This is a genomic window from Rhizobium sp. P1_E6 (assembly GCF_056405875.1).
Map to the genome: position 1 here is coordinate 1 of NZ_JBFUBG010000101.1, position 22,061 is coordinate 22,061.

A 22,061-nucleotide genomic window follows, 5' to 3' on the forward strand; every position below is an offset into this window, starting at 1 on the left:
GTCACTGCGCGTCTGCGCGGTGAATGACACATCTGAGGTGAGGGGTGTTCGCTAGCCCAAAAGTCGCCGCCAGATGCCGGACAGGACCCGAGGCTTTTACGATGTGGAGTGCCCATCAGATGATAATGGGGTGGTGGGCACTAGGCAGGGGGCCGTTCTGGTACCCCCAATCATTCCTGAACTTCTTCTGGCTCTGGCAGCTTAAAGTTCGCTGCGTCGTAATCGTAGGTTTCCACGATTATATCGGACGAAAACTCCCACCGCTGGTATTTTCGGATTATCTTGAGGATTCTTCCATCAGCATTTGAAATCTATATGTCGGAGCGAGCCTCATTCGGGAAACGATGCCACAGCGCCTTATAATGCTTCGCCGATATTGAGTTCAGCATGACCTTTCTGACGAAGCGGCACTCAGTGTACTTCGGCCCTCGTCCCATGTCATCGATCGGATAGACTTCCGGGTTGAATGAGGTCCACTTACCGCCGCGAATCTGTCGTTCATAACCGTATGGCTTATCGACAACCGTTTCCATGAACGGTTTCTCATCCTCTCGTCGGTACATAAGCACATGAAAGGCAGCCGAGCCGTGTGTTTTGAGATAGGCGCCATTCACATCCCTGCAGGAAGGGTCCTGCACCACCGCGGAACTACTTGAGTCACCTGAGGCCAGCATGACCTCTGCTGAAGCGAACAACGCGAACGCAGCAAGGAAAAGCACTTTCAAAGACATGTTTCTAATCCCCCGATCATATCAATTTGCGTGCTGCAATCTTGAAGTCAATCACCGTTTGATGATGGGGTGGCGGTGGGGTTATTGCTCCATTGCAACAGCCTGGATACACCTCGACAATTCACCGGTTGCCGAGGGAGCATCCATGATTCTTTTCAAATGCGTTCTGGCGACACTGATAACGCTTGGTCATGCGATGGGACCGCGGGATGAAGATCCGCTGGCCAGTTGCAAAAGGCTTCAACTCTCGTTCTGCAGCGATGAGGCTGAGAAACCGCAGCCGCCATCGACCGCGAATTGAGGTCGATCGATAATCGGGTGGTGGGGAGTTGCGGACAGAGGCCCTTGACGATTAGAGGTCCGTCCGGGTTAGGCTCACGTCAGGCGCATATACCCCGAGATGCGTTCCCCAGCCGCGTACGACGATGCCAATGCCCGGTCTCAAACTTGATCTGATGCTCTGAGGAACGTTGCACACTCGGCCGATAAGAAAAGGCATGTCTTCCAAGTGGACGGGAGCGCGGCAGATCCCTCCACCGTAAGTGGTTGCATTCTGTACAGTAAAAGGAAGCGCAACTTCATGGCCTACGAATAGTGGGAGCAGCATCGGCCAAATTAACAGGATATTGCCTCCCACAAAGTAACCGACAAACGGGCTGGTTATGATGGTGACGAGGCGCTTCAGTCTGCTCACCCCAAGCTGTCTGCCGCCTTTCCAAAAAACCCAAACAAAAAGCGCCGCAGACAGGGAGCCCGCGATAGTTCGCAGAAGATTTGTCTCTGCCACCCACTCGGCAGACGGAACGAAATTGAAAACGCCCACCACAATCGACGACGAAACGCCGAGCAGAAACCAGGAACAAATAAAAATAACTAAGGACAGAGGAATCAGCAAATTCCGTGGCTTGATAGAACCGTTCACAAGCGCCTCGCAATCGATCGGCCGATTATCTTATGCGGTTCATAGCCGATCGCCGGTTTGCGAAGCAAATGATGATCGGGTGGTAGGACTAGCTTCGGATTTCAACTTAACGTAATCGTCGGCCCGACGTGACGCGGGGGTTAACAAAGATGCATTTGAGAAAAGTATTGCAAGCAGCCGCGGTCGCTATTTTGCTTCCGTTTGGCGCTGGGGCAGCAGACTGGACCGAACTGGTTTTTCCGAGTTTGAATGACTGCCTTCCAGAGCCGCAAAAACTCTTCATCGACGGAGAGACTAGAAAATTCGTCACCGAGGGGATCGCTGTAGACATTAGGAAATATCTTGATGTCAAAAAAGCAAAGGTCAGTAACGAATGTAAAAAGCGAGAAGATACTTCTGCAGCATTCGAGACAAGGGGAACCTTCTACGGGAACAAATACCGATCAATAAAAATTCCACTGGGCGGACATTGTGATTGTTTCACCTGCGGACTCTATATGATCGAATTTGAAAACGATGCTGAGACCGTCAGGTCGTCGATCTTTGCCAAGACGGGCGTTCACCTAAAGATTGCTCTGGACGAAGAAGTTGACGTTATGCCCGAGCCTGGGTTGGACGAGAATGGTGAGGATCCGGTAAGAAGGTTGGCTGGCCACATTCTCCGGCAAGGAAACAAAAGCTCGTTCGTCTGCGATCTGACTTGGTAGATGATTGAAAAACTGCAGACTGCTTTCACCGAATCCCGGCGAGCATTCGTCAACGCCCGATGAAGGGGGGGTGGGGATCAGACAGCGAGCGAGTCTTCATCTCAAGCGCCATTTTTCCGCGAAAAAAGCGATCTCATGATCTTATAGAAATCCCTAAGAACCTGCATTTCGGAGTAGACGCGTCGATACTGGTCATATGGTACGTCCCAAGGAGGTGCAGGCGGATCTCTTTCGTTGCTCCTAACTCCCCAGGGCCCAACGCTATCGTCTCGTGGGTTCTGCGTTTTTCTCGGTAGCTCGTTATTCTCGTCCCGCTCTGTCGTCATTTGATATTCTTAACACCCCGTCATGCTTGAGCCGTCCAACGTCGCGGCCGCGCTCAAAAATTCGATGCCCATTTGGCGGATAGAATAGTGCACTCTCGCTGCAAGTCATCGCCGCACTTACTCTGGATGATGAGGCGGTGGGGTATGGCCCTTTGCGCCGCCATTAGCGGACATTGCCTCCATCGCAGAACGTTGTTAGGGATACTCGGCTTTGTGCCGTCAGCGCTTCTAGAATTCCAATCACCTCCTGGACGACAAAAGAGCAAGCATGCTGTTAGTTGGTGCTATGTTGGGCGTGCTCGCCCTGGGCGTTCTATCGGTTATAGCCGCTATCGCAGTCGTCTTTCTTGGGTTGCGCCGCCTTTGGCGATGGACGCATCCGAACCAGTTCGCGCTGCGAGGTCTCATTATTGCTTTTGGTCTGGGCGCTATCGTATTGCCCTACGTTGCCATCAAAATTAGCGAGCGAAACTATATTCTCGCACGTGTTCCCGAACCGCTCGAAGTGGCGGAGATCGAGTACCGCCTGGAAGAAACCTGGGGCGTCGGTTTCATGCCCGGAGACAACGAGACTGGTTTCGTTGTCTATCGACTGACCGGTGACAGCGCAGACTGGGCACGGAAACAGGGGAGCCGGTTGGGCGATATGCTGCAGGGAGCAAAGGGAGCATGGCGTGAAACTCCCGTTGACGACTCGAGCGACCAGACAGCAGTAGACCGATGGCATCCCTACGACGACGATCCGCAGATGATGGCCGTACCGCCCTTTGACCACCACCCTCCCACAATACTCGAATTCCTGGGAAAATACGGCTTCGAGATCCCGATTAAAGGAGGGCGCGATAACGAAGCCAACCGGTCGATCCGGTCAACTGGTTCATTTTATTTTTATGGAAAGGGGGGTAGTGTCACGATTGTAGATCCGGATCGGGGCAAAGTTTATTTCGCCTATGCTGGGTGAGCATCTACGACTAGCCCATTATTGATTGGCGAGTTTCTCTACAACCGCGCCACCCGCCGCAAATGCTCCGCAGTCGTCGTGGCAAACCCAAAAAACTCCAAATAAGCCGGTATCTGCTCAAACAGCATATCCGTCCCCACCTGATACCCGCATCCTCGCTCCTTTGCGGCTGCGAGAAACGGCGTAATCTCCTCCTTCATCACCACTTCGCCGACGAACATCTCGGGCGAAAGCCTGTTCACATCCAGCGGCAGCGGGTCGTCCTTGCGCATGCCGAGCGGCGTGGCGTTGATGACGATGTCGAATCCATCCGGGTCGTTGGAGCCTGTGGTGACCCTGGTTGCGGGGTAGTAGGTGTTGAGGCGGGTTTTCAGGCCTTCGAGTGCGGCCTCGTTGTCGTCGTGGAGTGCGAGGTGGCCGATGGCGGCGGAGGCGAGCGAGGCGGCGATGGCGGAGCCGACGCCGCCGGCGCCGATGAGGAGGGCTTTGGTGCCTGCGATGATCTGGCCCTTGCGCTTGAGGCCGCGCACGAAACCTTCGCCGTCGAACATGTCGCCGATGAGTTTGCCGTCCTTGCCGAGCTTGATGGCGTTGCAGGAGCCGGCCACGCGGGCGTTGGTGGAGATTTCGTCGAGCAGATCCAGGGTCGGGATCTTGTGCGGCATGGTGATGAGGGCGCCGTGGATGTTGGACAGGCGGAAGACGAGCTTCAGGAAGGCGGGGTAGTCTTCCGGCCGGCAGCCCATCGGCACGACGACGGCGTCGATGCCCTGTTCCTCGAAATAGGGATTGTAGATCAGCGGCGCCTTGAAGCTTTCCGTCGGGTAGCCGAGATGGGCGATCAGCCGTGTGGTGCCGCTAATCATGGGGTTTCGCCTTTTAGGAATATAGTCCTTCCCGTGCCGGCGGACGCCTTGATGGCCTCGATGACCTCAAGGGTCGCAAGCCCTTCACGGCCGCTGACGAGGGGCGCGGCAGTCCCATCGATGACATCGCAGAAATGCTGGAGCTGCAAAGTCAGCGGATCGGCCGGAGTGACGGGCAGGCGCTCTTCGGTGAGTTTTTCGCGCCAGTCGGGGCGGCCGGCATTGGTCCAGAGCGTGAGATCGGGGATGGCGAGCGCGCCTTCGGTGCCGCCGATCTGGTAGCAGAACTGGTCTTCCCGGGGGAAACCGGGGTTTTCGCCTGAGGTCCGCTCCCAGCTCCAGGGCGAGGGCACGGCATCCGACGCGCTGAGGGTGGCGAGCGCGCCGCTTTCGAAACGCAGGAGCACGACGGCGGTGTCTTCGACCGCATGGCCGCGGGCGGCATTGGATTCCATCGCATGCACGCTTTCGACTTCGCCGAAGAGATGGCGGAAGAGATCGACATCATGGATGAGGTTGATGAAGATCGGCCCGGCGCCCGGTTCGCGGCGCCATGTCACTTCGAAATAGTCATCGGGCTTGGCGACCCAGAAGCTGCCGTGCACGGAGCGGATGCGGCCGAGCCGGCCGCTCTCGATGAGGTGTTTGGCCTGCCTGATAATGGGATTATGGCGGCGGTGGTGGCCGACGAGGATGGGCACGCCGGCCTGTTCGGCACGGCTCACAAGGCCTGCGGCTGCCCTGGCATCGTCAGCAAGAGGTTTTTCGATGAGAACGGGGATGCCTGCTGCCATCACATCGTCAGCGTTTGCCACATGCAGCTGGTTGGGCGTTGCGACGATGACGCCATCGGGCCGCGTGTTTGCCAGTGCTTCGGCAAGGCTTGCAAACCAGGGGAGCCCGTTTTCGCGGGCTTCGTCGCGGGCGGCGGACGAGGGGTCGATGATGGCGGCAAGGGCGGTGCGCGGCTCTGCGAGCACGCCTTCGATATGGCGCTTGCCGATCAGCCCGGCGCCCATGACGGCTATCTCAAGGGGGCGTTTTGACATGGAGCTTCTCCCTGAAGCCGCGGGGCGGGCTAGTTGCGCAGGATTTCGCCGAGGAATTTGCGGGTGCGCTCATGGCGTGGATTGGTGAAGAACTCTGCCGGTGCCGCCTCCTCGACGATTGCGCCGCTCGCCATGAAGATCACCCGGTTGGCGACCTGGCGGGCGAAGCCCATTTCATGGGTCACGCAGATCATCGTCATGCCTTCCTCGGCAAGGCCGATCATCGTATCCAGCACTTCCTTGACCATCTCGGGGTCTAGTGCCGAGGTCGGCTCGTCGAAGAGCATCACCTTGGGCCGCATGCAGAGTGCTCGGGCTATCGCCACGCGCTGCTGCTGGCCGCCCGACAGTTGCACCGGGAATTTATCGGCCTGTTCGCCGATCTTGACGCGGGCCAGCAGCGTGCGGGCGCGTTCTTCGGCTTCGGCTTTGGAAATGCCGAGTGCGCGCATCGGCGCCAGCATGCAGTTCTGCAGCACGGTGAGATGCGGGAAGAGGTTGAACTGCTGGAAGACCATGCCGACCTCGCGCCTGATCGCGTCGATCGCCTTGGCCTGATTGCCCAGCAATATGCCGCCGACGCGGATCTCGCCCTTCTCGTAGGTCTCCAGATGGTTGATGCAGCGGATCAGTGTCGATTTTCCGCTGCCGGAGGGGCCGCAGAGCACGATGCGCTCCCCCCGGTGGACGGTAATGTTGATATCGTGCAGGGCCTGGAAGGCGCCGTACCATTTCTCCACATGGCTCATGGTGATCATGGTTTCGCCAGTCGTGACCAGATTGGGCGTGACCAGATTGGGCGTGACCTGATTGGGGGATGGAGCGGGTGCTGCTGTCATGGTCTTTGGTCCAGTTCGTGAGATCGCGGCATCAGCGCGCGTGCGCGGCGTTGAAGCGCCGCTCCAGGCGGGCGCCGAAAATGGTCAGCGGGCAGCACATCAGGAAATACAGGATGCCAACGACGCCGAAGACGGTGAGCGGCTGGAAGATCTGGTTGGAGATGATGTTGCCGGCGCGCGTCAGCTCCGTGAAGCCGACGATGGAGGCGAGCGACGTGCCCTTGATGAGCTGCACCAGGAAGCCGATCGTCGCCGGCAGGGATATGCGCAGCGCCTGCGGCAGGATCACATCCTTCATGCGCGAGACATATTTGAGGCTGAGCGCCTTGGCCGCCTCCGTCTGGCCGCGCGGCACGGCCTCGATTGCGCCGCGCCAGATCTCGCCGAGATAGGCGCTGGCATGCAGCGTGAGGCCGATCGCCACCGCTTCCCAGGCATCGAGCCTGAAGCCGATGAGCGCCAGCCCGTAATAGGTGACGAAGAGCTGCATGAGCAGCGGCGTGCCCTGGAAGACGGCGATATAGGCCGAGGTCAGCCGCTCCAGCCACGGCATGCCGCAGGTGCGCGCGAGCGCCACGCCGAGGCCGGCAATGCAGCCGCAGACGAAGCCGACGGCCGAGAGTAACACGGTCCATTTCAGGCCGATCAGAAGGAAGATGAATTCTTCGCTGCCCATGGTGCCCTCACTTGACCGGATAGGTGAAATAACGGGCCGAGAAGAGCGCAAAGAGGCGCATCATCAGCCAGGAGATGATCAGGTAGAAAATCGTGATGGTGAAATAGACCTCGAAGCTGCGGAAGCTGTCGGATTCGATGCGCTGGGCGACGGAGGTCAGCTCATAGGCAGAGATGGCCGAGCAGATGCTGGTCGAGAGCGTCAGAAGCACGAACTGGCTCGTCAGCGACGGGTAGATGGCGCGCAACGCCGGCTTGAGGATGATCAGCCGGAAGACCTGCACCTTGTGCAGCCCGAGCGCCAGGCCCGCTTCCATCTGGCCGCCCGGAATGGATTGCACGCCGCCCCTGATGATCTCGATCGCATAGGCGCCGCCATTGATGCCGAGCGCGATGATCGCCGTCGGCGTCGGGTCCAGCCGGATGCCGATCAGCGGCAAGGCGAAGAAGAGAAAGAAGATCTGCACCAGGAAGGGCGTGTTGCGGATGATCTCCACAAAGCCGATCACCAGCCAGCGCACCGCCTTGATATGGGAATCCCTCAGCGCCACGCCGCCGATGCCGATGATGACGGCAAGCACCATGCCGCAGATGGCGAGCAGGAAGGTGCCGAGACAGCCGAGCAGCAGGCTCGGCAGGCCATCGATGACGGGGGTGAAATCCAGCTGATAGTTCATGCTGCTTTTGCCGCTCCCACCATTCCTGCCATGGCCTCTATCGCCAGTTCGTAACCGCGGGCGCCGAAGCCGATCATGATGGCGGTGGCGACGCGCGAGACAAGGGACTTATGATAGATCTCCTCGCGGGCATGGACATTGGAAATATGCAGCTCGATCTTCGGCGGATCGAAGGTTTTCAAGGCATCGAGCAGGGCAATCGAGGTGAAGGTGTAGGCGGCGGGATTGATGATGATGCCGCAGGCCTCCTTGCGGGCCTGATGGATGCTTTCCACCAGTTCACCCTCGAAATTCGTCTGGCGGAAATCGATCGCAAAGCCGAGGGGCTTGGCCCTGGCGAGACACATCTGCCTGATGTCGGCAAGCGTCGTGGAGCCGTAGATGGCGGGCTCGCGTTCGCCGAGCAGATTGAGGTTCGGTCCGTTGAGGACGAAGATGGTTCTGGTCATGTCGCGCACCTCGAACGGGGCAATGCTAGTTGCTTGGTCTTGGGCATAAGGGTGGTGTGGACGGGCGTCGGAACGCCCGCCTTGGTACTCGGATTGTCAGAAACCTGTCGCTCAGCCTGCCGTGAACGAAATGCCCTCGAGGCTCTTCGGGAATTCCGGAACCGGCACCTTCATCCACTTGTCGTAGATCGTCTTCAGCTCGCCATTGGCCTTGATCTTGTCGATGAAGGCGTTGATCGAGGCGTTGAGTTCCTTTTCGCCGAGCCGCGTGCAGGCGCCGTTATAGAGCTTCTGGAATTCGAGCTTGTTTTCGAATTCGCCGGGACGGGCCTTTTCCACACGGTCCATGTAGAAGATGTTGCCGCCGAGCGCCTCGACCTGGCCTGACACCAGCGCCTGGACGCTTGCCGCATCGCCGTCGAAGCGGCGGATGGTGGCGGTCGGCGGGGCATTCTTGGTGACCTGCGTATCCTGTGCGGCACCCTTGGCGACCGAGATCGTCATGTTGGCCATATCGTCATTGGTCTTGATCGACTTGTTCTTGGGGCCGATCAGGACGATGGCATTGGCATTGTAAGGCTGGCTGAACTGCACGGCCTTGGCTCGGTCAGGCAGCATCGCCATGGTGGCGAAGAGCACATCGACGCGGCCCGATGTCAGCGCCGGGATGCGGTTATTGACTTCGAGCGGCACGAATTCGACCTCGACGCCCAGTTCCTTGGCGTAGGCCGTGGCCATATCGGCGTCAAAGCCATCCTGCTTGCCGGCGCTGGTGACGAAGCCCCATGGCGGATTGTCGCCCTGGATGCCGACGATCAGCTTGCCGCGGGCCTTGATTTCATCCGGGGTGACGGCAGCGGCCGGGTTTGCAAGCCCGATGGCGGCCACGAGAGCGGCGGCACCCAGCATGGCGCCACGCCGCGTCAGCAACGATTTCAGCATTGGAATTCTCCTCCTTTTTTGGCGGTCGGCCAAATTGCTTCAGACGCGACCTCACAGTCATCCTCTCCCGACTGTTCCCCATCATGTTTGCCAGAGGGTCACCCATAAATCAACATAGTTTTTGAAAATCATATGAGACTTTTCATTTGGTCAATTGAATTGAAATCCTCACGACATTCGCCATAATGCCATGAGGAGGGTCGCTGGCCTCAGCCATCGCGCCCGATAACGAGGAGGATTTGTTTGATATGAAGACCTCGATTGCGACAGTATCGGTCAGCGGCGAGCTGCCGGAAAAGCTCGAAGCGATTGCACGCGCCGGCTTCGACGGCGTGGAGATTTTCGAAAACGACTTCCTGGCCTTTGACGGCAGCCCCGCCGATGTCGGCCGAATGGCGCGCGATCTCGGCCTTGTCATCACGCTCTTCCAGCCCTTCCGCGATTTCGAGGGCATGCCGGATACGTTGCGCAGCCGCACCTTCGACCGCGCCGAGCGCAAGTTCGACATCATGCAGGAGCTCGGCACCGACATGGTTCTCGTCTGCTCCAATGTCTCGCAGGCAGCCCTTGGCGGCCTCGACCGGGCGGCGGCCGATTTCCGCGAGCTGGGGGAGAGGGCGGCAAAACGCGGGCTGAAGGTGGGATACGAGGCGCTCGCCTGGGGCCGCTATGTCAACGACCACCGCGATGCCTGGGAGATCGTGCGCCGCGCCGACCACGAGAATGTCGGGCTGATCCTCGACAGTTTCCACTCGCTGTCGCGCAAGATCGACATCACGTCCATACGCTCGATCCCGAAGGAAAAGATCTTCATCGTGCAACTGGCCGATGCGCCGCTGATCGACATGGACCTGCTCTACTGGTCCAGGCATTTCCGCAACATGCCGGGCGAGGGCGATCTTCCGGTCACCGAATTCACCGAGGCCGTGGCGGCGACCGGCTATGACGGTTTCTTCTCGCTGGAGATCTTCAACGACCAGTTCCGCGGCGGCTCGACACGGGCGATCGCGGCAGATGGCCACCGTTCGCTGATCTATCTGGCCGACCAGATCCGCCGCAAGGTGGAGACGCCGATCGGCATCGAGATGCCTGCCAGAGCCGAGGTCAAGGGCGTCGGCTTCATCGAATTCGCCACCGATGACGAGGAGGCGGTGGAGCTGGTTGGCATCCTGCAGGCGCTCGGCTTCCGCAAGGCGGCGGTGCATCGCTCCAAGAAGGTGACGCTCTTCCAGCAGGGCGATATCCGCATCCTCATCAATGTCGATCCCGAAGGTTTTGCCAATGCCGCCTATGCCGTGCACGGCACGTTCGCCTATGCGGTGGCGCTTGTCGTCGAGGATGCGACCGAAGCCTATGCCCGCGCGCTGGCGCTCGATGCCGAGCCTTTCACCCAGGCCGTCGTCGAGGGTGAGCTGCAGCTGCCGGCGATCCGCGGCGTCGGCGGCGGGCTGATCTATCTCATCGATGATAAAAGCCCGCTCGGCCGCTTTTCGGAGATCGATTTCTTGCCGGTGGCAGAGGAGGGCGCGGAGGGGGATGCAAAGCACGCCGGCGATGCCGGCCTCCTGCACGTCGATCATATCGCCCAGACTGTCGCCTATGACGAAATGCTGACCTGGCTGCTCTTCTACACCTCGATTTTCGAAACCCGCAAAACCCCCATGGTCGATATCATCGATCCCTCCGGCGTGGTGCGCAGCCAGGTGATCGAAAACCAGTCCGGGACGCTGCGCATCACCATGAACGGCGCGGAAAACCGCCGCACGCTCGCCGGCCACTTCATGGCCGAAAAATTCGGCTCCGGTATCCAGCATCTGGCGTTTTCGACAGATGATATCTTCGCCACCGCCGCAGCCTTGCGCACCAACGGCTTCAAGCCGCTGCCGATTTCGCCGAACTATTACGACGACGTGGAGGCTCGATTTGGCCTGGAGCCGGAGCTGACCGAGCGGCTGAAGGCGGAGAACATTCTCTATGACAGGGATGGGGAGGGCGAGTATTTCCAGCTCTATAGCGGGACCTATGGAGAGGGCTTCTTCTTCGAGTTGGTGGAGCGGCGGAGCTATCGCGGCTATGGGGCGCCGAACGCGATTTTCCGGATTGCGGCGCTGAAGAAGCAGATGCGGCCGGAGGGGATTCCGAGGGATGCGGGGTGAGAAGTATGGTGTCTGTTTAAAGTGATGGGGTGAGGGTTATTGTGGTCAGCCTATCCTTTGTGGAGAATGGGTTTTCTATCGGCCATTCGCGTCAATGGCCCCCTCATCCGACCCTTCGGGCCACCTTCTCCCCCAGGGGAGAAGGGATTGCCGCACCGTTTCGGCCTTCTCAACGGCGTCGCACGGCACGTCCCCTCGCCCCATCGGGGAGAGGGCTAGGGTGAGGGGGCTCCGGGCGCTACCAAGGCTATGATCAGCAACAAACTGTAACCCCTGTCTCCGTGCCAGAGCGCTCCCACTCTCACCCAATCCGCCCACTCGTCAGCACATGCGCCACCCCACTCTGCACATGCCGCCGAATAACCGCTCTTGCACCCTCGACATCCCGCTTCAGCGCCAGCTCGAACAGCAGCTTGTGATCATCCACCACCGCCTTGCCGCGAAAGCTCTGCGCCAGCATGTGATAGCGCAGAAATCGGTCGAAGACCGACGACAGCGTCGCCATCAGCGTCGCCGAATTGCAGGCGGAGACGATTGCCTGGTGGAATTCCCAGTCGTAGCGCACCCAGTCGACGGTGCGTGAGGCGTCGCCTGCCAGGAGCTTCCTCTCGGCGGCTGCCAGCTTGTGGTGGGCGGCGACGATGCGGCCTTCCCATTCCAGGTTTCCGGCGGCGAAGGAGAGGCCGATCGCGTGGGTTTCGAGCACGGTGCGCAAATCCGCCAGCTCTTCCAGCTCCTTGATCGATGCCGGGCTGACCTCGAAGCCGCGCTGGCCCTCGGCGAGCACCAGGTTTTCCATCGCAAGGCGGCTCAGTATCTCGCGCAGCGAGGATACGCTGATCGAATAATGCTCCCTGGCCTGTTCGAGCTTGATCTTGGCGCCCGGCGCCAGCGCACCCGAGATGATATCCTGCCGGACCTGCCGGAAAACGACATCGCTGATCGTCTCGGAGGTATCGCCTGCCGTCTTCGGCACCGGTCTTTCGCTGCGCATCAGGCTGTCATCCGCTTGGCCTGCGCGGGCAGGGCCGATAGCAGCCCCTTGCCAAGCGCATGTTCGACGCCCGCCTGGATATGGCGCTGCAGGATCTCTTTGGCGGTCTTGCTGTCGCGCTTGAGGGCAGCCTCCAGAAGCTGCTTGTGCTCCTCTTCGGCGACGCTGCCGCGATAGGAGAGCGCCACCATCTGATAGCGCAGATATTTGTCGAAGACGGAAGAATGGGTTTCCATCAGCAGGCGCGAGCCGCAGGCGGCGATCAGCGCCTGGTGGAATTCCCAGTCATAACGCTTCCAGTCCTCGGCATGGCTGGTATCGCCTGTCGCCATCACCTTTTCCATGCGCGCCAGCTTGTAATGGGCCGAGACCAGCTGCGCTTCCCATTCCACATCCCCCTGTTCGAAGGATTGTTCCAGCGCATGTTCTTCGAGCAGCAGCCGCAATGCGGCGATCTCGCGCAGGTCGGCAACGGAAACGCCTGCGACCTCAAACCCCCGCTGCCCTTCGGCAACGACGAGCCCTTCCGAGGTCAGCCGGTTGAGGATTTCGCGCAGCGTGCTGACGCTGGTCTCATAGGCGCCCTTCAGATTCTCAAGCTTCAGTTTCTGCCCGGGCGAAAGCCGCCCAAAGATGATATCCGCCCGAATCTGCCTGTAGCCACTCTCGGCGACGGTCTCCTCGATATCTTCCTGCCGCATATTTGTCTCCGAGATTTTGCGTTTTCTCCTATATAGCGGGAGAACTCGGGTGCGTTCAACGGAAAACGGATTTTGGGGTAAAGGGCGAGTAAGGCGCGCTCCTGCGCGCCGACAAGGCAGGAGGCGCAGCCGTGAGGCCGCGCTATCCGGCGCTTTCGCAGTTGCCTGTCAGGCGGAGGCGCGGGGCTTCGTCAGGCCCTTGCCGATATTCTGGCCCGGCATTTCGATGAGGTTATAGCCAACCCAGGCCAGCCCGTAGACGATCGGCGTGGTGATGGCCAGGGTCAGAGCCCAGCGCACCGGATTGGAGACGTCAGTTGTCTGGATCAGATAGGCGATGACCGGCTGCATGACCATCAGGTGAATGAGATAGGCACCGAAGGAGAGCTCGCCGAGGCTATGGAAAAAGCCGTTGCCCAGCCAGGCGCCGATCGGCCTGAATATTCTCGCCATTGGTTCCGGCAGGCGGTGCGTATGGATGAAGGCGAAGAAGATCAGGACCAGAACCACCCGCACGATCTCATGCTTCAGGTCGTGTTCGCCACCAATGGGCGCAAGCACCAGCACGACGCTGATTGCCGCAAACTGATAGGCCCGCGCGCTGTCCGCCCTCAGCGCGCCGGCGAGCAGCATGCCGGCCGCAAAGATGTGCATCTTGTAGGCAAGGAAGGTCGGCATCGGAAAATGAACGCCGATCTTGCCCAGCCCATAGGCTATCGCGATGCCAACAACGGCCGCGCCGACAAGGCCCTTGAGCCAGCCGATACGRCCGACCAGGATCATGACGAAGGGCAGGGCGGCATAAAACTGCATTTCGAGGCCGATGCTCCAGTCCGGCAGCGCCGTCCTGTAGGCGAAGTGCGGGCTGAGACCGAAGAGGAAGGTCAGGTGCGCAAGATAATTGGCCAGGCTGCTGTCCAGATAGCGCTCGGCCAGCTGCGGCGTCACGCCATTGAAGCCATCGATCACCATCCGGGCATTGTAGATGAGGGGTCCCAGCGTCAGGGCGGCGACAAGCAGGACGTAATAGAGCGGCGCAATCCGGAAATAGCGCCGTACCCAGAAGGTGATCCAGGTGCTGTTGGCCTCCCAGGGCTCCCGGTCGCGCCGGCGCTGATAGTGGAAGACCATCAGGAATCCGGACAGCATGATGAAAAGATCAACGCCGAGATCGGGATCGCCTATGACGGGAACCGAGAAGCGGGTGAGGAGGTGAGCATGGCCAACCAGGACCCATAGGGCCGCCAAGCCACGCAGGCCATCGAGGCAATCGACTCGACCACCGGCAACACTCGTCATGTGTGAATTTCCTCTGCTTAAGGTTTGCGTAAGGTTATGGAATTTCAGCATCCACCCGTCAAAGTAAGCGAAATGGACCATTTTTCGAGCGGCGGCACAAGTTTTTATTGCACTGCGGCAAGAAAAGGAGAGCCCTTGAAGCCGCAGCTGGGGCCGCTTTTTACCGCCATCAGATCGCCGGTCACCCCCATGACATGCACTCGCCCCGGGTCCTCGGCGGATCATGCACCAGGCATTCGGGGTACGGAAATTTGAGGACGGGGCGACGGCCTTCGCGTCGACAAGGTATACAAATGCTTGACTATTTTCTTAAGAGTGTTTCCATTGTGCGATGCAGCACAGGAGCGACAATGGAACTCTCGTCTAAGCTGGTGAAATCCGTTGTCTACGACCCGTCGACCGGAGTGCTCGATATCGAGATCCGCCTCAAGGGGCATCGCCGATATTTCAATGTACCCCCGGTCGTGTATGAAAACCTGATCACCGCCACGTCGCCCGGCTGGTATTACACGCGCCATATCCGCGATGCGTTTCCGCGCTCGGCGGAAGGGGCGGAAGGCCGCCTCGGGGCATTCAAGGCGATTCTCGGCCGGCGCGGCCAGTTTTCCTGATCGCGGCGCAGGCGGCGTTCGGCAATCTCACAGCGTCGCCGATCGAGGAAGCGTCTCCCGGCGAAGTTTTTTGACCTTGCGTCACGCGGCGAATCGAAGCCAGTCTGGGTTGCTCGGACGGGGGATAGCTTGGCCCATAGTTTCAGATCCTGCCTATTTGCCGCAATTGCCGTGACCGTTTCGGCGGGCTTCGCCACGGCTGAGGAAATGCCGGCTTTCTGGAAGAAATCCATGACCAACGATCCGGCGACGAATTATTATGTCAAGCAGGCGATGAAGCCGCTCGACAACCCGGATGCCAGACATTGAGGGTCGTCAAGCTCGCCAATGCGCTCGGCAATCTCTGCAGCGGCGCGCAGCTGAACAAGAAAGCTCTCTTTTCCTATATGACCGAGACCGGCTTTGCGGACATCAAGGGCAAGGCCTATAACGAAGCCGCCTTCCTTGCCGACAGCACCTTCCGGTATTTCGACTACCGCGCGCTTGCCCATCTCTGCGCCGGAAGCGCTTACCTCTTCGGCCCCAAGGGCCAGCTTGAGCCGGGATTGCTGAAGACCGGCAAGGGCAAGCCGAAGGCGAGCTACGATTCCAGCAATCCCTTTGTTTCTTTGCCGCCACTCGCGAGGAAATCCTGACGGGAGCGAGGGGAGAATGGCTTGCGCGCTGCAGCAAATTTAGCCAGCATTGGGCATGTCGACTCTCAAGCAACTCTCCATTGCCCTGGGCCTGCTCACCAGCGATCATGCTCCCGTTCCCGATCAGGACGGGTGGCAAAATTATGTCTGGCGCGTTCAGGCGGCGCAGCAATGCCTTCATGTCGAGGATGGATTTTGCGAAGTCGTCCAGGACAAGTGGGATTGGAAGCGGCCGCAATATTACAGTTTCGCCTTTCGCCCGGACCCAAAGACCAATTCCATCATGTCCCGCATCACGCTGCGGAACGAAGATCCCGATGACGACGATCAGGTCTGCGTCGTCGCAAGCTTCCTCGATGCGGCGGGGCAGGAGGTCGGTATATTCTTTGCCAACTGGCGCGCGCTTCCCGGCCGTTCCTACACGCGCGCGGCGCCGATCTGGTTGAGCACCGATGTCAGCGAGATCGCGACCGTGGCAGTCGGCACGAAGCAATGCGACGTGAAAGCGATGACGGACGCCCAGAATTTCTACAGGGTCCGGCTCGAGCTGAAGCAGCGCTGAGAGCAGACGGACAAGGGGGCAAGAGGGCGAGGGGCGGTCGCGCGCCCGGCAATCCTATTGAACGTCACCGCCGGATCGCGCAGGCGCAAACCTGTCGCCGGGGCTGCCGATCCTGTCGCCTTTCCTGACGCCGATCGTTCCGGTCGGGCGCGGGTCCGCGCGCTGATCGCCGGGCCATGGGACGATCATGAAAAGAAGCACCAGCACGAGCGCCACGAGCGGCGGTGCAACGAAGATCATCAGTAGATAATTCAATGGTTTCATCGAATCTTGTCGTCAGGCGAGCGTTCGCCTGAGCAGCGGCTTTCTCAAGTCTGTTGCGGTTCGTCAGCGCCGATGGACTTTCCTGTTGTCCATCTTCACTGATCCCCTGCCGATGCTGCAAACGCGACAGGGAAGAATTGCGGTATGACCTCTGATCCTTCGTTCATCACCTAACCCGGACCGCCATAAAAAGATATAACGGGCGTCACACTGTGCGGGCATGCCGGCGAAGCATGCTCCCGTATTTGCTAATCGGCCTTCTGCAATACCTGCACGAGAGCCGGGTCGGCCGCGAGCCTGGTGGCAATATAGTCGTTGCCCTGTGATGTCTCATGTGTCCCGTCCGAGGTGAACGCGCCGCCGGGAGAGGCGCCGTCGGTTGGAAGGGCAGCCCATGCGCCGGTTTCTGCCGCCGGAGTCGTCGGGTTGCCGGCCTCGCCCCATTTGCCGGCATCCGCGCAGATGACCATGTCGAGCGCTCCGTTCGGGTTCGTCCGCAGGAACCGGTTGATCCAGGAGCGGAAGCTGACATGGGCGGCATAACCGGACCTTGGGCTCTGGTAGCTCGGATCGCTCCAGGTGAGGTTGACTGACGCATTTCCGATGGGAGAGCTGAGGCCAATGGGCAGGTTCACGGTAATCTGGTTGCCGTTGATGGCCGCGATCGGCGCGTAGTTCTTCCAGCTCGTGTTGAAGGTTTTCGGGGTGAGGCCGGCCACGCGAACGTTGCTTTTCAGGAGGAGTTTTGAAGCGTCGGGGATGGTGAGAGTGAGGGCGCCGGTGCCACTGTCATAGGTATAGGCCGATGCGTTGACGCTTGACGTCGTGTCGGGCGTGAGCGTCGGCGGAATGATCTTCACGTCAGGCATCGCAGCCCTGTATTGCCGGAAGAGCTTGCGCATCTTGCCGGCAAGCGACATGCCGGCGGTCGAAGCCATGTCGTCCGGCCCGATAAAGGTCCATCGGACGTCGCCATCGACGATGTTCCTGCCCGTGCCGCTCGGCGCAACAGAGCCGGAGGCGCCGCCGGCATCGGCGATATAGGCATTGCCGTTGACCCTGCAGGTGTCGTCGACCGCCCAGGTCTTTTTCGACCAGGCCGGTGTCGAGGTCTGCGACGTGTCGTTGTGCGGATCGCAGGGAAGGAGATGCGTCGGATTGCACCAGGCGGCAAACTCCATGCGGCGACTGACACCTGATATGAGCTGATAGTTATAGCTGTCGGCACCTCTGGACATCTGGACGCAACCGAGACGGAGCTTGTATGCCAGGCGCGTGCCCCAGCCGGTATTGCCGCAGCGGTCGCCGCCGCCATCGCCAAATGTGCCGGAACCGGCGGTACCCTCGTTGGCACCCTGAAGCTTCGAGTTGCCCATCGACATGATGGCAACGGCATGTGCGGGAACGGCGATCCTGATGGCGCCGACCAGCATGGTGCCGGGATTGCCGGTCTGACCGGCATTGGCGGCGTGGAACGTCGTCCGGGTCATCGTCGGATCGTCGGCAATCAGCGATGTCGTCGCATTGAACGAACCGTCCCGGCGGCCGATAAAGGTCGAGGCATTGACGACGCTGTTGATGGCCTTGTTCTTCACCGCGCCGGAGCGCCCGGCGACGCATTCGTGCAGCAGGATGCCGCCGATTGCGGTAAAGGCCGGAATGTCGGCCGGGGCCTTCACCGCAAACACCATCATGCGTTCCGCCTGGCCCGGAACATAGGAATAGATCGCCTTGTCATCCCTGGTGTTCAGGCAGCGATAGCGATTGGCGAGGTCAGGCGAGGATGCCGAATTGTCGTTGAACGGATATTCCATCGACAGCATGAAATCATAGGCTTCGGCGAGATCGACCTCGAGGACCGGACTGTGCGGCGGACGCTCCAGCGTCCAAAGCGGAAAGGAAAACTCGATCAGCTCGCCCGCTTTGACATTGTAGGGCAGGAAATATTCCTTGCGCCGAACGAAGGCCATCTGGGGCGAACCGGATGTATCCTTCTGATAACCCGCATTCGTGCCATAGGCGACGGCGCGGCGCACCGTCTGCCCTCCAGCGTTCCGGGCAGCATTCCCGGCAGCAGTCACCGGCGTTGCGAGCGCCGGCCGGGCGCCCGCGGTCAAGGAAGCGGCAATGCTGCCGACTGAGATCGCCGAGAGGCCGACGATCAGGTTCCGGCGTGTGCTGTCCAATGCGAGCCTTCCGTCATCAGGTGTGATCGAGCTGGTCGCCAGCTCCGGGATAGCCGCGATAAGGCGACCGGATGCAACATTGGACGCAATGGTGGCGATGGTTGGGCCGTCACGTCACAGCTCGATGAAAGGGCGGAATCGATTTTCGGAAAGCCTGATGCACAGATTCAAAAAGTTAGAGCGTCGCTGGTGCGTCCCGATGGACACGCGGCGCTCTAAGCGGCTTGCTTGGCGACAAATGCCTTTTTTGCCACGACGATGTAGTTTTTCGGAAAACCCGACTGGGTATATTTCTGCCGCGCATCGAGACGATAGAATACCCGGGCCAGATGCCTGCATGCCATACGCACGGATGCCAGCAGCGGAACGGCTGCAACCCCCAGCGCGCCCGGCGCGATGTTCTTTGCGCCGCGCGGCAGATGCTTCGAAGCCGTTTCCATCTGATAGGCGACGGTTCCCAGATATCCCTCCATCCAATCCAGGCTGATGATTTCAAAGCCCGCATTCGCGAGGAGATGGCGCCACGCAAATTGCGTGTATCTGAAGAAGTCGTAAGGCTGCTCATGCTCCTCGTAGAAAAGCGGTGCAGAGCAAATCATCGTCCCGCCATTCTTGAGGACGCGGTGCATCTCCTCAAGCACGGCAACCGGGTCCGACAGATGCTCCAGGACCTGGTTCAGCACGATGGCATCGAATCTGGCTTCGGCTACGGGAATATTTGAAAGGTCGCACACATAGGTGGACTTCGCATATTCCTTGTCGACCATTTCGAAGTCGGCGGCCTCGTAGATGCAATGGCCGAAAAGGTGCCTGTAGGGCTGGCTTCCCGCTCCAGCATCAAGCACGATCGACCCTGCGGGCAAGCTCCTGGCGAATTCCTCGTTGTGTCGTCCAAGCCAGATTCTCGAAGAGTTCATCACATCCTCCAGCGATCCGTTCATGCACTCCAGCGACCCGATGGACGCCACGGTAGCACCCGCAGGCTGCTGGTCAATCGGTTTTGCGCGGTTTGCGCGCGCGAGCTGGCACGATCCGCCTGGATCGGCCAGCGAATAGCGGCGCGTCAGCGGCGGCTTTTATCCTCATTTCATACACGTAAAAATTAGCAGGTTGCGATCTACCGCAACTTCAAACAATACTGGTATTGCCTATGAGTATTCTGCCCGGATTGGGGGGCCTCGCGCGTCAGCGAGGCCTTTTTCCGTTCAAGAGACGAAGAGGTGGTGCTATGCGCCGAACCCCCATAGCGCAACAGGATCGACGTCTTCCATGACCTTGATCTTCGAAAACTGAATGGCCGATGGCGGTGCGGTGCGGTCGCCGGTAATGCGGATCTCGATGCCGACACGGTCGGCGGTTCCCCAGGCCGCATCCCATCGGAACGGTTCGGAGATGAGCCTGTACGTTCCGGGGCGCCCGTTGCCGAGAACGAAAGTGTCTGAGGAGAGCCGATAGCCACTGAAACCGCTTGAGCGGTTTGTCGTGCCCTGGCGGGTTATGGACCGCAATTCGATGAAAGCCGGCGTGCCGTCGAACGCCTGAAGCTCGCACATTGCGCGATACCATTTCGTCTGATCGAGGGTGAACGGCACGGAAATGGACTGCGCGAGAAGCTCGAAGTAGGCCCCGATATCGACCTGAAGCGGGGTGTAGTCGATGCGCTGGGCCTTATAGCCTCCACCGATGTCCACGAGCGAAGCCACGGCCGAGACATTGCGCAGGACGCTGATCGCGACCCCGGTTGCGACCTGTCCGGTGCCGGTTCGGTTCGCGCTGGTATTGGCCCATGTCCCGGCAATGCCGCCATTGAGCTGCGATATGCCGGTCGGAGCAAGGTTATTGTTGGCCGGGTTGAGGTCGATGAAGGTTCCGGCAGAGAAGAGGCTTCGAATGACCGGAAGGAGGATATCCTCGCCAATGGCGCGGGCGCCCTTCGGGCTCTGGTGTATCTTGTCGTCTAGATACATGGTCGTATCGGGGACGCCGCCAGGCGCGAGCACCGTGTCGAGATCGACGACAGCCACGATACCATCGCGGGTGGATTGGGTGGCGATCCATGCGTTGAACGCGATACGCCTGGCATGGCGGTCGTCGCCTGCAGGCCAATCCCCGCGATATGGCACCTTTACGACGATGGCGAGTTTGCCGGCCTTGCGGATTTTCGACAGACCCTCGTCGAACTTGGTGATCAGATACCGGAGCGAGGACTGGCCGTCATCGCCCGATGATATGGCATTCGAGCCGCCTTCGAAGATCATGGCCTTGAAATCGCCAAGCAGGAAGGCGTCGAGACGGGGGACGATCCCGCCCAGAAAGCCGGCGCCTGAAAAGGCAAGATGATCGGCCGATTTCGCGTTGTTGAAGCCCGAGGTGTTCAGCGCCAGCGGTGACGTCGGATCAAACCACTGATCGGCCCGGAAGCGGGGGTCGAGACGTTTGACCCACTCGATCAGGCCGATACCGATGTTGAAGCCGGCGCGGCCGGCTGCGGTGTCGGGGATGTTGGCGCTGAAATCGATGTTGTTGTAGGCGATGTAGCTATCACCCGTTGCGCCCAGCAGGGCGCCGGCTGCGAGCGGGATGCTTGGCAGCGCGACAAAGGCCACGACCGGCCCCATGGCTGCGCTGGTTGTCGCAATCGCCGTGCTCTCGGCCATCGCGGTCTCGATCACGCGCAGGTATTTCCCCGTCAGCGTTCCCAAGGTGAATTTTGTTCCACTGAACGGACTGCCGATATCCACCCATCCGGTCGATCCGTCGTCGGAAACCTGCATCTGCCGGCTGATGCTCGCGGGGACGACATTATAGGTGGCGGGCTGGACGGTGATCTCGAGCGTGTTCATCGGCGTCCCGGTCAGGAAAACATCCGATAGGGAACCCGGTGCCCCACCACCCTTGACCGAAATAACAGGCGCATTGCCGTAGAGGCTGCGCCCATCCGATATCCGGACTGCGCCGAGCACGGGCAGGTCGTTATAGACGGTCGCGCCATTGGTGACGATCTCGACACCCGGGACTGGCTTGTTGTCGACGAACAGGGTGGTGTCGCCGACATCGCGGATGCCGATGACAGGGCGGTTGTTGAACATGTGCGTGCCGTCGGGCACGATCACCACGCCCTGGACGCGCTGCATATTATAGAGTTTCGCCATCGGCGCGTCTTTCTCGCTCGCGTGAAAAAACAGCGGCCGAAGCCGCTACAGCATCGGCCCGAAAATCTGAATCGATTTTCGGAAAGCCCGATGCGCAGATTCAAAAAGCTAGAGCGTCCTTTGTGCGTCCGAATGGACGCACAGCGCTCTAGGCTCCAGACTCAATCAGGCCCACCAAATGACGATGGCGGCGATGTAGCAAGTTGCCGCGAAGTTGAGCATGAGCTTGTCATATCGAGTTGCGACACGCCTCCAGTCCTTGAGGCGACAGAAAGCACGTTCGATGATATTTCTCCGGCGGTAGGCGACGGGGTCGAACGGTTTGATCTGCTTTCGGGTTGGATTGTTGGGAATGAC

At 59.8% G+C, this 22,061-nt stretch carries 23 protein-coding genes; 7 read left to right on the top strand and 16 right to left on the bottom strand.

What is annotated here, in order from left to right; all coding sequences use genetic code 11:
- Positions 1-311: 311 nt before the first annotated feature.
- Entirely contained in the window at positions 312-731 is a 420-nt protein-coding gene (locus tag AC1D35_RS30100; protein ID WP_113310901.1) for a hypothetical protein, read from the bottom strand.
- Positions 732-1,802: 1,071 nt separating this feature from the next.
- Here AC1D35_RS30100 and AC1D35_RS30105 point away from each other — a divergent pair.
- The gene (locus tag AC1D35_RS30105) at positions 1,803-2,360 is read left to right on the top strand and encodes a hypothetical protein (protein WP_162748589.1); all 558 of its coding nucleotides are present in this window, start codon (positions 1,803-1,805) and stop codon (positions 2,358-2,360) included.
- Positions 2,361-2,954: 594 nt separating this feature from the next.
- Positions 2,955-3,647 carry a hypothetical protein gene (locus tag AC1D35_RS30110; RefSeq protein WP_113310898.1) on the top strand — a complete coding sequence of 231 codons (693 nt, stop codon included), beginning with the start codon at positions 2,955-2,957 and terminating at the stop codon, positions 3,645-3,647.
- A 38-nt stretch (positions 3,648-3,685) separates the two neighbouring features.
- Here the strand turns inward: AC1D35_RS30110 and AC1D35_RS30115 are convergent, their stop codons facing one another.
- From AC1D35_RS30115 to AC1D35_RS30145, 7 genes are all read right to left on the bottom strand, one after another.
- Positions 3,686-4,513: a shikimate dehydrogenase gene (locus tag AC1D35_RS30115; protein ID WP_113310897.1), complete on the bottom strand. Its 828-nt coding sequence runs from the start codon at positions 4,511-4,513 to the stop codon at positions 3,686-3,688.
- Positions 4,510-5,562 (bottom strand): Gfo/Idh/MocA family protein, encoded by a 1,053-nt coding sequence (locus tag AC1D35_RS30120; protein WP_113310896.1) that lies wholly within the window; start codon positions 5,560-5,562, stop codon positions 4,510-4,512. The genes AC1D35_RS30115 and AC1D35_RS30120 overlap by 4 nt, the downstream gene beginning before the upstream one ends.
- Before the next feature lie 29 nt (positions 5,563-5,591).
- Entirely contained in the window at positions 5,592-6,320 is a 729-nt protein-coding gene (locus tag AC1D35_RS30125) for an amino acid ABC transporter ATP-binding protein (protein WP_113297108.1), read from the bottom strand.
- Between the two features lie 112 nt (positions 6,321-6,432).
- Complete coding sequence (locus AC1D35_RS30130) at positions 6,433-7,077, bottom strand: amino acid ABC transporter permease (protein ID WP_113296992.1); 645 nt, start codon at positions 7,075-7,077, stop codon at positions 6,433-6,435.
- A gap of 7 nt (positions 7,078-7,084) precedes the next feature.
- The gene (locus tag AC1D35_RS30135) at positions 7,085-7,753 is read right to left on the bottom strand and encodes an amino acid ABC transporter permease (RefSeq protein WP_113310895.1); all 669 of its coding nucleotides are present in this window, start codon (positions 7,751-7,753) and stop codon (positions 7,085-7,087) included.
- The gene (aroQ, locus tag AC1D35_RS30140) at positions 7,750-8,202 is read right to left on the bottom strand and encodes a type II 3-dehydroquinate dehydratase (RefSeq protein ID WP_113310894.1); all 453 of its coding nucleotides are present in this window, start codon (positions 8,200-8,202) and stop codon (positions 7,750-7,752) included. The genes AC1D35_RS30135 and aroQ overlap by 4 nt, the downstream gene beginning before the upstream one ends.
- A gap of 111 nt (positions 8,203-8,313) precedes the next feature.
- On the bottom strand, positions 8,314-9,144 hold the full coding sequence (locus AC1D35_RS30145) for a transporter substrate-binding domain-containing protein (RefSeq protein ID WP_113296989.1): 831 nt from the start codon (positions 9,142-9,144) through the stop codon (positions 8,314-8,316).
- 248 nt (positions 9,145-9,392) lie between these two features.
- Here AC1D35_RS30145 and AC1D35_RS30150 point away from each other — a divergent pair, with 248 nt between their 5' ends.
- Complete coding sequence (locus AC1D35_RS30150) at positions 9,393-11,300, top strand: bifunctional sugar phosphate isomerase/epimerase/4-hydroxyphenylpyruvate dioxygenase family protein (protein WP_477853162.1); 1,908 nt, start codon at positions 9,393-9,395, stop codon at positions 11,298-11,300.
- A gap of 301 nt (positions 11,301-11,601) precedes the next feature.
- Here the strand turns inward: AC1D35_RS30150 and AC1D35_RS30155 are convergent, their stop codons facing one another.
- From AC1D35_RS30155 to AC1D35_RS30165, 3 genes are all read right to left on the bottom strand, one after another.
- Positions 11,602-12,294 (bottom strand): GntR family transcriptional regulator, encoded by a 693-nt coding sequence (locus tag AC1D35_RS30155; RefSeq protein ID WP_113312203.1) that lies wholly within the window; start codon positions 12,292-12,294, stop codon positions 11,602-11,604.
- Positions 12,294-12,995: a GntR family transcriptional regulator gene (locus AC1D35_RS30160; protein ID WP_113312204.1), complete on the bottom strand. Its 702-nt coding sequence runs from the start codon at positions 12,993-12,995 to the stop codon at positions 12,294-12,296. The genes AC1D35_RS30155 and AC1D35_RS30160 overlap by 1 nt, the downstream gene beginning before the upstream one ends.
- A gap of 168 nt (positions 12,996-13,163) precedes the next feature.
- Positions 13,164-14,294 carry an acyltransferase family protein gene (locus tag AC1D35_RS30165; RefSeq protein ID WP_113312205.1) on the bottom strand — a complete coding sequence of 377 codons (1,131 nt, stop codon included), beginning with the start codon at positions 14,292-14,294 and terminating at the stop codon, positions 13,164-13,166.
- Positions 14,295-14,644: 350 nt separating this feature from the next.
- On the opposite strand from AC1D35_RS30165, the gene AC1D35_RS30170 reads away from it, so the two are divergent.
- From AC1D35_RS30170 to AC1D35_RS30185, 4 genes are all read left to right on the top strand, one after another.
- Positions 14,645-14,905 (top strand): KTSC domain-containing protein, encoded by a 261-nt coding sequence (locus AC1D35_RS30170; RefSeq protein ID WP_113312206.1) that lies wholly within the window; start codon positions 14,645-14,647, stop codon positions 14,903-14,905.
- A gap of 129 nt (positions 14,906-15,034) precedes the next feature.
- Complete coding sequence (locus tag AC1D35_RS30175; protein ID WP_477853160.1) at positions 15,035-15,214, top strand: hypothetical protein; 180 nt, start codon at positions 15,035-15,037, stop codon at positions 15,212-15,214.
- A complete protein-coding gene (locus tag AC1D35_RS30180) occupies positions 15,211-15,540 on the top strand; it encodes a hypothetical protein (protein ID WP_477853158.1) in 330 nt (109 codons plus the stop codon). The genes AC1D35_RS30175 and AC1D35_RS30180 overlap by 4 nt, the downstream gene beginning before the upstream one ends.
- Positions 15,541-15,595: 55 nt before the next feature.
- Positions 15,596-16,102 carry a hypothetical protein gene (locus AC1D35_RS30185; RefSeq protein WP_477941562.1) on the top strand — a complete coding sequence of 169 codons (507 nt, stop codon included), beginning with the start codon at positions 15,596-15,598 and terminating at the stop codon, positions 16,100-16,102.
- 54 nt (positions 16,103-16,156) lie between these two features.
- Here AC1D35_RS30185 and AC1D35_RS30190 read toward each other — a convergent pair whose 3' ends face one another.
- From AC1D35_RS30190 to AC1D35_RS30210, 5 genes are all read right to left on the bottom strand, one after another.
- Positions 16,157-16,366 carry a hypothetical protein gene (locus AC1D35_RS30190; protein WP_113335753.1) on the bottom strand — a complete coding sequence of 70 codons (210 nt, stop codon included), beginning with the start codon at positions 16,364-16,366 and terminating at the stop codon, positions 16,157-16,159.
- Positions 16,367-16,614: 248 nt separating this feature from the next.
- On the bottom strand, positions 16,615-18,552 hold the full coding sequence (locus tag AC1D35_RS30195) for a hypothetical protein (RefSeq protein WP_113312207.1): 1,938 nt from the start codon (positions 18,550-18,552) through the stop codon (positions 16,615-16,617).
- 215 nt (positions 18,553-18,767) lie between these two features.
- Positions 18,768-19,493: a class I SAM-dependent methyltransferase gene (locus tag AC1D35_RS30200; protein WP_113296979.1), complete on the bottom strand. Its 726-nt coding sequence runs from the start codon at positions 19,491-19,493 to the stop codon at positions 18,768-18,770.
- A gap of 285 nt (positions 19,494-19,778) precedes the next feature.
- Positions 19,779-21,704 (bottom strand): SGNH/GDSL hydrolase family protein, encoded by a 1,926-nt coding sequence (locus AC1D35_RS30205; RefSeq protein ID WP_113312208.1) that lies wholly within the window; start codon positions 21,702-21,704, stop codon positions 19,779-19,781.
- A gap of 165 nt (positions 21,705-21,869) precedes the next feature.
- Positions 21,870-22,061 (bottom strand): transposase (locus tag AC1D35_RS30210; RefSeq protein WP_477941564.1); only part of this gene is annotated, 192 nt, incomplete at its 5' end.